This window comes from Mycobacterium sp. AMU20-3851, from assembly GCF_043974665.1.
GTDB lineage: Bacteria > Actinomycetota > Actinomycetes > Mycobacteriales > Mycobacteriaceae > Mycobacterium.
This window is the reverse complement of the sequence record NZ_CP146371.1, coordinates 3,648,112-3,659,104: the sequence shown is the minus strand read 5'-3', so window position 1 is coordinate 3,659,104 and position 10,993 is coordinate 3,648,112. Positions and strand designations below refer to the sequence as shown.

10 protein-coding genes are annotated in these 10,993 nt (G+C 67.1%); 8 read left to right on the top strand and 2 right to left on the bottom strand.

Annotated features, from left to right (window positions below; all coding sequences use genetic code 11):
* Positions 1-44: 44 nt before the first annotated feature.
* Positions 45-998, top strand: a complete 954-nt coding sequence (locus V4U86_RS17580) for a metal-dependent hydrolase (protein WP_395307231.1) — start codon at positions 45-47, stop codon at positions 996-998.
* Positions 991-2,133: a hypothetical protein gene (locus V4U86_RS17575; RefSeq protein ID WP_395307230.1), complete on the top strand. Its 1,143-nt coding sequence runs from the start codon at positions 991-993 to the stop codon at positions 2,131-2,133. Before V4U86_RS17580 ends, V4U86_RS17575 begins: the two co-directional genes overlap by 8 nt.
* A 101-nt stretch (positions 2,134-2,234) precedes the next feature.
* Here V4U86_RS17575 and V4U86_RS17570 read toward each other — a convergent pair whose 3' ends face one another.
* A complete protein-coding gene (locus V4U86_RS17570; protein ID WP_395307229.1) occupies positions 2,235-3,074 on the bottom strand; it encodes an aldo/keto reductase in 840 nt (279 codons plus the stop codon).
* Positions 3,075-3,081: 7 nt separating this feature from the next.
* The gene (locus V4U86_RS17565) at positions 3,082-3,930 is read right to left on the bottom strand and encodes an aldo/keto reductase (RefSeq protein WP_395307228.1); all 849 of its coding nucleotides are present in this window, start codon (positions 3,928-3,930) and stop codon (positions 3,082-3,084) included.
* Here V4U86_RS17565 and V4U86_RS17560 point away from each other — a divergent pair.
* From V4U86_RS17560 to coaD, 6 genes are all read left to right on the top strand, one after another.
* Positions 3,929-5,011, top strand: a complete 1,083-nt coding sequence (locus V4U86_RS17560; RefSeq protein WP_395307227.1) for an alpha/beta hydrolase — start codon at positions 3,929-3,931, stop codon at positions 5,009-5,011. The genes V4U86_RS17565 and V4U86_RS17560 overlap by 2 nt on opposite strands.
* 9 nt (positions 5,012-5,020) lie before the next feature.
* Entirely contained in the window at positions 5,021-5,761 is a 741-nt protein-coding gene (locus V4U86_RS17555) for a DsbA family protein (protein WP_395307226.1), read from the top strand.
* A complete protein-coding gene (locus V4U86_RS17550; protein WP_395307225.1) occupies positions 5,758-6,375 on the top strand; it encodes a vitamin K epoxide reductase family protein in 618 nt (205 codons plus the stop codon). The genes V4U86_RS17555 and V4U86_RS17550 overlap by 4 nt, the downstream gene beginning before the upstream one ends.
* Before the next feature lie 158 nt (positions 6,376-6,533).
* Entirely contained in the window at positions 6,534-9,953 is a 3,420-nt protein-coding gene (locus V4U86_RS17545) for a pyruvate carboxylase (protein ID WP_395307224.1), read from the top strand.
* Entirely contained in the window at positions 9,950-10,504 is a 555-nt protein-coding gene (gene rsmD, locus V4U86_RS17540) for a 16S rRNA (guanine(966)-N(2))-methyltransferase RsmD (protein ID WP_395312095.1), read from the top strand. The genes V4U86_RS17545 and rsmD overlap by 4 nt, the downstream gene beginning before the upstream one ends.
* An 11-nt stretch (positions 10,505-10,515) precedes the next feature.
* Complete coding sequence (coaD, locus tag V4U86_RS17535) at positions 10,516-10,992, top strand: pantetheine-phosphate adenylyltransferase (RefSeq protein ID WP_395307223.1); 477 nt, start codon at positions 10,516-10,518, stop codon at positions 10,990-10,992.
* The last annotated feature ends 1 nt before the right edge of the window (position 10,993 follow it).

Sequence of the window (10,993 nt, the reverse complement as noted above, 5' to 3'; positions counted from 1 at the left end):
ACAAGTTGACGTTGATACGTATGATCGTGTGATAGTTTCCGGGCATGACCAACCTGCAAGTACGCAAGATGCGGTTCGGCTTCGCCGATCACGACGTCCCATTCCTGTGGAACGAGGCCAATCCGGCGTTCTCCGCGATGGCCAACGCGGTGTCCTTCCTGGCGATCGCGTTCGAGAAGATGATCGTCACCACCATGACCGAGGCCAAGCCGCTGCTCACCGACCCGGTCATCGCCGAGGAGGCCGATGCCTTCACCCGGCAGGAGGGCCAGCATTCGATGGCTCACCGTCAGCACGCCAAGGGGCTGATCAAGGCCTACCCGGCGCTCAAAGAAACCCTCGACGATGTCATCAAGGCGTTCGATGACCTGGTGGCCACCAAGCCGCTGAAGTACCGGTTGGCCTACACCGCCGATCTGGAGGCGACCTTCACGCCGGTGTTCAAACTCATGCTCGACAACGACGACCGGTTGTTCGCTCCCGGCGACGACCGGGTGGCCTCACTGTTCCTGTGGCACTTCGTCGAAGAGGTCGAACACCGCAGCTCGGCGCTCATCATCTACGACGGACTCGTCGATGACCCCTGGTACCGCATGCGGGTGGCCCCCTCGGTCTTCAAGCATGTGCTCGACGTGGTCCGGATGGCGTGCGAAGGCTTCAACAAGCACCTTCCGCTGGAGGTACGCAAGGTCGACGCCATGTCAGCGTTCGCACTGGAAGGCCGAAAGAACAAGCTGCTGAGGCGAATCGGGCTGCGCCCCGACTACGGTCCGCTGGAGAACGCGTTCGCCGGCCTGCCCATGCGCGAGATGGGCGCGGCGCTGGTCGGCATCGTGCGCAGCCAGATCCCCGGTCACAACCCAGAACACGAAAAACTCCCGGTGCTGGCCGGAGAGTGGTTCGATCGGTTCGACGCCGGTTACGACGTCACCCAGTGGTACACGGCGAACTCGGTCGCCGCTGCCGGCTCCGAAGACAAGAAAGCAGCCGATGTCTGATCTGTGTACGCCCACGTTCGAGCAACTCGCCGACCGCATGGGCTTCTCCTGCGCCGAGGCCGGCGGTCTGGTGGAACTGCGCAGTCCGTTCGCGCTGGAGAACTGGACACTGCCGGTGCTCGAGGCGACGGTGATCGTCGGCGCGGTCCTGGCGCTGGTGTACGCCATCACCCGGTACCGGCGCCACGGTGATGCCACCAACCTGGTGCTGTGGTTCGGTGCGATCGCCTATCTGCTGATCATCGAACCGCCGCTGTACTTCCCGGCACAGTTCGGCATCGACGAGTACGTGGACACGATGTTCGCGCACAACGTGTTCACCGTCGACTTCCTGTGGGGGCGACTGCCGCTCTACATCGTCGCGATCTACCCGATGATGGCCACCATCGCCTTCGAGATCGTGCGCACGCTGGGGGTGTTCCGCAGGTACGGCACCCTGGTCGGGGCGGTGTGCGTCGGCTTCGTGCACCACGCGTTCTACGAGATCTTCGACCACCTGGGCCCGCAGCTGCGGTGGTGGGAGTGGACTCTGGATCATCCGTTCGCCCAACCGTTCCTGGACTCGGTGCCGCTGCCCAGCATCGTCGTGTTCGCCACCCTGTGGCCGATGTCGCTGGCCTTCTGTGTGCAGTTCTTCATCGGCCGCCACGTCGACCGGGGGCGGCGGTTCAGCGGGTGGGAGATCGTCTGGCGCACCGTCGTCGTCGGCGTGCTCGCCTCCATCGGCACGGCGCTGCTGCCCGCACCCGCCACCATCATCGGCTCGTTCACCAACTTCACCGTGATGGGTGTGGTGTACACGCTGGAACTGGTCGTGATCACCGTCGTCGCGGTGCCGGTGCTGGTCAAACAGTGGCAGCGGCTGCGCAACACCCCCGCCGGGGCCACCGAGGCGCGGCACACCAGCCCGCTGATGGTGCGATTCGGTGTCGGCTATCTGGTGGTGATGGCGGTGCTGTGGGTGACCGCACTGCCGGCCTACTTCGGCGCCGTCGACGGCGTCACCGACAACGGTGACCCGATCGGCAGCCTGTGGTACACCGTCCTGTGTTTCGTGATCGCCGGACTGAGCGCCTTCGCCGCGTTGACGGTGTCCGCTCGCACGACGGAGAAGGTCCCCGCGACCGTCGCCTGACCCTGCCGAAAAGACGCGAATGGCCGCCAAAACCACGGTTTTGGCGGCCATTCGCGTCTGCTCGCGCAAGCGGGAGGTGCCCCCAGCTCGCGAGGGGAGAGTTAGGTACCGGTGTAGGTGGTCGGGTCCGGACGGTAGCGGGTGCCGTCGTCGAGCGCGGTCAGCGCGGCCAGGTGTTCGGCGGCCAGCTCGAAGTCGAACACGTCGAAGTTCTCGGTGATCCGTTCGGGGGACTTCGAGCGCGGGATCACCACATTGCCCTGCTGCAGGTTCCAGCGGATCAGCACCTGGGCCGGGGTCTTGCCGTACTCGGCGGCCACCGAGGTCACCGTCGGATTGTCGAGCAGCTTGCCGACACCGAGCGGGCTGTACGCCTCGGTCACGATGCCGCGCTCGGCGTGATCGGCGCGCAGCTCGGTCTGCACCAGCTGCGGGTGCAGTTCGATCTGATTGACCGCCGGCACCACATAGGACAGGTCGATGATGGTGGCGAGGTCCTCGGGCGTGAAGTTCGCGACGCCGATCGACTTGCTCAGCCCGTCACCCTGGATGCGCAGCAGACCGCCCCAGCTGTCGACGTACTTTCCGGTGTCGCCGCCGGGCCAGTGGATGAGGTACAGGTCGACGTACTCCTGGCCGAGCCGCTCCAGGCTGGCCTTCGCGGCGTCCTGGGAGGCCTGGAAGCCCTGGTCCGGGGTGGCCAGCTTGGTGGTCAGGAAGATCTCGGAGCGCGGCACACCCGACGCGGCGATGGCGCGGCCGACGCCGGCCTCGTTGCCGTAGGAGGCCGCGGTATCGATAAGGCGGACACCGATTTCCAGTGCGGCCGCGACCGCGTGCTCGGCCTCGGTGTCGGAAAGCTCACCCACTCCGATACCGAGGACCGGGATGGTGTTCTCGTCGCTCAAGCTGATGCTTGGCGCCGCAGCTGCCGATGTCATGTTCTGCCTAACCTGTGAAATTGAATGTCCGTGGATCGGGGCCCAGTCGGGTGTCGTTGTCGAGCGTGGCGATGGACGCGAGGTCCTGTTCGCTGAGCTCGAAATCGAACACGTCGAAGTTACTTGCGATCCGGTCGGGGTTCACCGACTTCGGGATGACGATATTACCCAGCTGAAGGTGCCACCTAATCAGTACCTGGGCTGGCGTTTTGCCGTGGGCCTCGGCAACCGAGACCACCGCCGGTTCGCTCAGCAGGGCGCCCTGGCCCAGCGGGCTCCAGGCCTCGGTCGCGATGCCGAGCTCGGCGTGCACCTCCCGCAATTCGTGCTGGGGGAACCGCGGATGCAGCTCGACCTGGTTCACCGCAGGCACGATCCCGGTGCCGTCGATCAGGGCCCGCAGGTGTTCGGGTGCGAAGTTGCTGACGCCGATGGACCGGATCCGGCCCTCGTCGCGCAGGGTCGCGAAAGCCTTGAAGGTCTCCACGAACGCGTTGACCTCGGGCATCGGCCAGTGGATCAGGTACAGGTCGAGATAGTCGACGTCCAGGCGCTTGGCGCTGTCGTCGAACGCCCTCAGGGCCTTGTCGTATCCATGCTCGGAGTTCCACAGCTTGGTGACCAGGAACACATCCTCGCGGGCGACACCGTTGTCGGCGGCGCGCTTGAGCGCCTGCCCGACCTCGCGTTCGTTGCGGTAGGCGGCGGCGGTGTCGATGTGCCGGTATCCCGTCGACAGCGCGGCTTCGACGGCCTGCCGGGTCTCCTCCGGCGGGGTCTGCCAAACTCCCAACCCGACCGTAGGAATGGAATTACCGTCGTTCAGCGACAGCGTGGGATTCGAAAGGCCAGTCATGACGCAGAGTCTGCCAGTCCGGCAGCAGCCGAGCCCGGCTCGCCTCAAAATTTCGGCCGTCGCCAGCCGGCTTTCGCTGCCGGTGATGGCACGGATTCCCGACCCCGTGAAACGGGTGCTGCTCGGCCGCCGCTCGGTCACCATCGACGGCAACACCCTCGACACCACCCTGCAGCTGATGCTCGCCGCACAGCGGGCCTCGGGGATCGGAGGGCTGGTCGCCAGCGACGACGTCGCCGTCTCCCGCAAGCAGCTCGGTGAGGTGGCCGGCGCCTTGAGTACCCCCGTCGTCGTCCCGGTGCGGGACTTCAGCATCGGAGGCCCGGCGGGGGAGTTGCCGGTGCGGCACTACCGCGCCGAGCCGGGCGGCCCACTGCTGGTTTTCCTGCACGGTGGTGGTTTTGTCCTCGGCGGCATCAACACCCACGACGCGCTGTGTCGGCGGATCTGCCATGACGCCGGGGTGCACGTGCTGTCGGTCGACTACCGGCTTGCCCCCGAGCACAAGGCCCCGGCCGCCGCGGAGGACAGCATGGCCGCCTACCTCTGGGCCGTGCAGCACGCCGACGAACTCGGCGCCGACCCGCAGCGGGTGGCGATCGGCGGGGACAGTGCGGGCGGCAATCTCGCCGCGGTGGTCACCCTGACCGCTCGCGACACCGGTGCGCCGATGCCGGCACTGCAGCTGCTCATCTACCCGGTGACCGATATGGCCGGCGAGACCGTCTCCAAGAACCTGTTCGCCGACGGCTTCTTCCTCACCAAGGCCGACGTCGAATGGTTCGACCGGCACTACCTGGAGGGGGCAACCGTCACCAGCAGCGACCCGCGGGTGGCGCCGCTGCTCGCCGACGATCTGTCAGGGCTGTCTCCGGCCTTGGTGCTGACCGCGGGGTTCGATCCGCTGCGGGACGAGGGCCGCGCCTACGCCGCCGCACTGGCGGCGGCGGGCGTTCCGGTGGATGCGCGGGAGTACGGGTCGCTGACGCACGGTTTCGTCAACTTCTTCCCGCTCGGCGGGGGCAGTGAGGTGGCGCTCACCGACCTGACCTCGGCACTGCGTGCTCATCTCAGCCGGTAGGCTGCATCCGTGGCGAACAAACCGAAGAAGCAGGCCAGCTACGACTTGAAGGCCGCCGACCGCAAGCGCAACCTCCTCGTCCAGGTCGGGCTCACCTCGATCGTGGTGCTGTTCGCGGTCGCGCTCGTGCTCTACATCGTGCTGTCGGGCGAGACCCGGCCCGAGGCCGGCGAAGCCCGCGCGGTGCGCGTCGAGTCCAGCGATGTCGTCAAGAAGGACGACGGCGTGGAGCCCAAGGCCGTCCTGTCCATCTACGAAGATCCGCTCTGCCCGCACTGCGGCGCCTTCGAGAAGGCCTTCGGTCCGACCATCAACAAACTCATCGACGGCGGCGCGATCGCGGTCGACTACTACATGGTCGGGATCCTGAACAGCGCAGGAAACCAGAACTACTCGTCACGCGCCAGCGGCGCCGCCTACTGCGTCGCCGATGAGTCGGTAGAGGCCTTCCGCCGCTTCCACGGCGCGCTGTACGCCCAGCAGCCCAGCGAGACCGGCGGCGCCTACCCGACCAACGCCCAGCTCATCGAGACGGCGCGGCAGGCCGGTGCGGCCGGCAAGGTGCCCGAATGCATCGACAAGGGCCGCTACGTGGAGATGGCGGGCGGCATGGCCAAGGCCACCGAGATCAACGCCACTCCGACCGTGCGCATCAACGGCGAGGACTACCAGTACAGCACCCCGGAGGCCCTGGTCGGCAAGATCAAGGAGATCGTCGGTGACGTACCCGGGATGCCCGATACCCCGTGACCGTCACCACTGACCTCGATCCGACCGACACCGCGGCCGACCCCAGCGGTGTGCGCCGCCCCAGCGCGATCGGTGTGCTGATCGCCGGGGTGCTGGGGCTCGCCGCCGCCGCGACCTTGACGGTCGAGAAGATCGAGATCCTGATCGATCCCAGCTACATCCCGTCGTGCAGCTTGAACCCGGTGCTGTCCTGCGGATCGGTGATGACCACCCCGCAGGCCTCGGTCTTCGGTTTCCCCAACTCCCTGATCGGCATCGTCGGGTTCACCGTGGTGCTGGTGACCGGGGTGCTCGCCGTCGCGCGGGTGAGCCTGCCGCGCTGGTACTGGGCGGGACTGGCGATCGGTACCGGGCTGGGCACGGTGTTCGTGCACTGGCTGATCTTCCAGAGCCTCTATCGGATCGGGGCGCTGTGCCCCTACTGCATGGTGGTCTGGGCCGTGACGATTCCGCTGTTGGTGATCACGGCGTCGATCGCCCTGCGTGCCGACACCGCCACCGGGGTGGCGGGTGCGCTGTACCAGTGGCGCTGGTCGCTGGTGGCGCTGTGGTTCACCGCGGTGCTGCTGATGATCCTGGTTCGTTTCTGGAACTACTGGTCGACGCTGCTGTAGCGGTGTTGATAGCCGGGATGTTTCCCGGACTTCACACCCGGGGGCTGCGGCTCGGTGAGTTATCCGCAGGTCAGTATCCTCATACCACCGCTTCCTCAGGGGGGTGACGGAGCGAAGGCCGGGGCCATCGTAATCCGCAATTGAAGGAGACGAGTCCGATGATTTCGAAGCTCTTGGTGGCCAACCGTGGCGAGATCGCCATCCGTGCGTTCCGCGCGGCGACCGAGATGAACATCTCCACGGTGGCGGTGTATCCGTTCGAGGATCGCAATTCGCTGCACCGACTCAAGGCCGACGAGTCGTATCAGATCGGCGAGGCGGGCCATCCGGTCCGGGCGTATCTGTCGGTGGACGAGATCATCCGGGTGGCCAAGCATGCCGGGGCCGATGCGGTCTATCCGGGTTATGGCTTCCTGTCGGAGAACCCGGAGTTGGCGTCGGCGTGTGCGGCCGAGGGCATCACGTTCGTGGGCCCGTCGGCGCAGGTGCTGGAGTTGACCGGCAACAAGGCCCGCGCGATCGCGGCGGCCAAGGAGGCCGGGTTGCCGGTGCTGGCGTCCTCGGAGGCCTCGGCCTCGGTCGAGGAACTGGTCGAGGTTGCGAAGTCGATGGAGTTCCCGCTGTTCGTGAAGGCGGTTTCCGGCGGTGGCGGGCGCGGTATGCGCCGGGTCGCCGATGCCGCGTCGCTGCCGGAGGCGATCGAAGCCGCCAGCCGGGAGGCGGAGTCCGCGTTCGGGGATCCGATGGTTTATCTCGAGCAGGCGGTGATCAACCCGCGTCATATCGAGGTGCAGATTCTGGCTGACGGGGCCGGCAATGTGATTCACCTGTTCGAACGGGACTGCAGTCTGCAGCGCCGCCATCAGAAGGTGATCGAGTTGGCGCCGGCACCGAATCTGGATCCGGCGGTGCGGGAGCAGATCTGCGCGGACGCGGTCGCGTTGGCGCGGCACATCGACTACTTCTGTGCCGGCACCATCGAGTTCCTGCTGGATGAGCGCGGCCATCACGTGTTCATCGAGTGCAATCCGCGGATTCAGGTGGAGCACACGGTGACCGAGGAAATCACCGATGTGGATCTGGTGTCGTCCCAGTTGCGGATCGCGGCGGGGGAGTCGCTGTCCGATCTCGGGTTGAGCCAGGAGTCGATCCACATTCGCGGGGCGGCGATGCAGTGCCGGATCACCACCGAGGATCCGGCCAACGGTTTCCGTCCCGATACCGGGCGGATCACCGGCTACCGGTCCCCGGGTGGTGCGGGTATCCGTCTGGACGGTGGCACGCACACCGGTGCGGAGATCAGCGCGCACTTCGATTCGATGCTGGTGAAGTTGACGTGTCGCGGCCGGGATTTCGGCATGGCTGCGGCGCGGGCGCGGCGTGCGCTGGCCGAGTTCCGGGTGCGCGGGGTGAGCACGAACATCCCGTTCCTGTTGGCGGTGATCGACGATCCGGACTTCCGGGCCGGGCGGGTGACGACGTCGTTCATCGACGAGCGTCCGCAGCTGCTGACCGCACACACCCCGGCCGATCGCGGCACCAAGATCTTGAACTACCTGGCCGATGTCACCGTGAACAAGCCGCACGGGGAACGCACCTCGACGGTGTACCCGCATGACAAGCTGCCGCCGCTGGATCTGCGGACCGCGCCCCCGTCGGGTTCCAAGCAGAAACTCGAAGAGCTCGGTCCGGCGGGTTTTGCTGCGTGGCTGCGTGATTCGCCGGCGCTCGGGGTGACCGACACGACGTTCCGGGATGCGCATCAGTCGTTGCTGGCGACCCGGGTGCGGACCAACGGTCTGCTGCTGGTGGCCCCCTATATCGCCCGGTTGACCCCGCAGTTGTTGTCGGTGGAGTGTTGGGGTGGCGCGACCTACGATGTGGCGCTGCGCTTCTTGAAGGAAGACCCGTGGGAGCGCCTCGCCGCGCTGCGCGAGGCGATGCCCAACATCTGTCTGCAGATGTTGTTGCGGGGCCGCAACACGGTGGGTTACACCCCCTACCCGGAGACCGTCACCGACGCCTTCGTCGACGAAGCAGCCGCGACGGGTGTCGACATCTTCCGGATTTTCGATGCGCTGAACAATGTCGATTCGATGCGTCCGGCGATCGACGCGGTGCGGGGCACCGGGACCGCGGTGGCCGAGGTCGCGATGTCCTACACCGGGGATCTGAGCAACCCGGCCGAGGACCTGTACACGCTGGACTACTACCTGCGCCTGGCCGAGCAGATCGTCGAAGCCGGCGCGCATGTGCTGGCCATCAAGGACATGGCCGGACTGCTGCGCCCGCAGGCGGCCACCAAACTGGTTGGCGCGCTGCGGGAGCGGTTCGACCTGCCGATCCATGTGCACACCCACGACACCCCGGGCGGGCAGCTGGCGACCTATCTGGCCGCCTGGACCGCCGGTGCATCCGCGGTGGACGGGGCGTCCTCGCCGATGGCCGGCACCACCAGCCAGCCGGCCCTGTCGGCGATCGTGGCGGCGACCGCGCACACCGAGTTCGACACCGGCCTGGACCTGGGCGCGGTGTGCGATCTGGAACCGTATTGGGAGGCGCTGCGCAAGGTGTACGCGCCGTTCGAGGCCGGGTTGCCGTCCCCGACCGGACGGGTCTACACCCACGAGATCCCGGGTGGGCAGCTTTCCAACCTGCGCACCCAGGCCGTCGCACTCGGGCTGGGGGACCGGTTCGAGGAGGTGGAGAACGCCTACGCCGGTGCTGATCGGGTGTTGGGCCGGCTGGTCAAGGTCACCCCGTCGAGCAAGGTCGTCGGCGATCTGGCGCTGGCCCTGGTGGGTGCCGGCGCGGACGCGACCGAGTTCGCCGCCGACCCGGACCGCTACGACATCCCCGACAGTGTGATCGGTTTCCTGCGTGGCGAATTGGGTGATCCGGCCGGTGGCTGGCCGGAACCGTTGCGCAGCAAGGCTCTTGCGGGTCGCGGCCCGGCCAAACCGGAGGTGGAACTGTCTGCCGAGGATGAGGCGGCGCTGGCCCAGCCGGGCACCAAGCGTCAGGCGGTGCTCAACCGGTTGCTGTTCCCGGGGCCCACGAAGGAATTCGAGGCGCACCGCGATCAGTACGGCGACACCTCGATGCTCAGCGCCAACCAGTTCTTCTATGGCCTGCGTCAAGGCGAGGAACACCGCGTCCTGCTGGAACGCGGAGTGGAGCTGCTGATCGGTCTGGAGGCGGTCTCGGAAGCCGACGAGCGCGGCATGCGCACGGTGCTGTGCATCCTCAACGGGCAACTGCGCCCGGTGCTGGTGCGCGACCGCAGCATTGCCAGTGACGTCGCGGCCGCGGAGAAGGCCGACAAGACCAACCCCGATCACGTCGCGGCCCCGTTCGCCGGTGTCGTCACCATCGGGGTCGAGGCCGGCGACAAGGTCGACGCCGGGCAGACCATCGCCACCATCGAGGCGATGAAGATGGAGGCGGCCATCACCGCGCCGAAGGCCGGCACCGTGGCCCGCATCGCCGTCACCGGCACCGCCCAGGTGGAGGGCGGCGACCTGCTGGTGGTCGTGGGTGCGGCGGGCAAGAGCGAAGCGACCGGGGGATCAGCCTGACCCGGATAGTCGCCGGCGTGTACGGCGGGCGTCGAATCTCGGTGCCCGCCAGCGGAACCCGTCCCACCACAGATCGGGTCCGGGAATCGTTGTTCAACGTGCTGGCCGCGCGGCTGGACTTCGACGGGATCGCGGTGCTCGACCTCTATGCCGGGTCGGGTGCGCTCGGCCTGGAGGCGTTGTCGCGGGGGGCATCCTCGGTGCTGCTGGTGGAGTCGGATCGCCGCGCCGCCGGGGTGATCGAGGCCAATATCGCCGCGCTCGGCGCGAAGGGTGCGGTGGTGCGCCGCAGCCCGGTCGACAAAGTGGTGCAGGGCAACCCGACCCGTCCGGTCGATCTGGTTTTCGCCGACCCGCCCTATGAGGTGAAGGCCGCAGCGATCGAGGGTGTGTTGGCCAAGCTGCTCGCGCATGGTTGGGTGCGCCCGGGCGCGCTCGCGGTGATCGAGCGGCCGGCCGGTGGTCCCGCGTTGGCGTGGCCGTCGGGCTGGCAGGCCGACGAGGAGCGCCGCTACGGTGACACCCGGCTGGAGTTCGGGGTCATCGCGTAGCGTCTTGCTCCATGAGTGGCGCCGTATGTCCCGGTTCGTTCGATCCGGTCACCCTTGGTCACGTCGACATCTTCGAGCGGGCGGCCGCCCAGTTCGACGAGGTCGTGGTCGCCGTGCTGGTGAACCCGAACAAGAAGGGGATGTTCAGTCCCGAGGAACGTATCGAACTGATCCGGGCCTCGACGACGCATCTGCCGAACCTGCGGGTGGAAGCCGGCTCCGGGCTGGTGGTCGATTTCGTCAAGGATCGCGGCCTGACGGCGATCGTCAAGGGTCTGCGCAGCGGCACCGATTTCGAGTACGAGCTACAGATGGCGCAGATGAACAAGCATGTAGCCGGCGTCGACACGTTCTTCGTGGCGACCACCCCGCAGTACTCCTTCGTGTCGTCCTCGTTGGCCAAGGAGGTCGCCCAACTCGGCGGCGACGTCAGCGATCTGCTGCCGGAGCCGGTGAACGCCCGGCTAAAGGAGAAGCTCGGGCGCTGAT

Excerpts from the sequence above, each read along its gene's own strand:
- V4U86_RS17580 (WP_395307231.1), top strand. The coding sequence starts at position 45 with ATGACCAACCTGCAAGTACGCAAGATGCGGTTCGGCTTCGCCGATCAC.
- V4U86_RS17575 (WP_395307230.1), top strand. The coding sequence starts at position 991 with ATGTCTGATCTGTGTACGCCCACGTTCGAGCAACTCGCCGACCGCATG.
- V4U86_RS17570 (WP_395307229.1), bottom strand. The coding sequence starts at position 3,074 with ATGACATCGGCAGCTGCGGCGCCAAGCATCAGCTTGAGCGACGAGAAC.
- V4U86_RS17560 (WP_395307227.1), top strand. The coding sequence starts at position 3,929 with ATGACGCAGAGTCTGCCAGTCCGGCAGCAGCCGAGCCCGGCTCGCCTC.
- V4U86_RS17565 (WP_395307228.1), bottom strand. The coding sequence starts at position 3,930 with ATGACTGGCCTTTCGAATCCCACGCTGTCGCTGAACGACGGTAATTCC.
- V4U86_RS17545 (WP_395307224.1), top strand. The coding sequence starts at position 6,534 with ATGATTTCGAAGCTCTTGGTGGCCAACCGTGGCGAGATCGCCATCCGT.
- coaD (WP_395307223.1), top strand. The coding sequence starts at position 10,516 with ATGAGTGGCGCCGTATGTCCCGGTTCGTTCGATCCGGTCACCCTTGGT.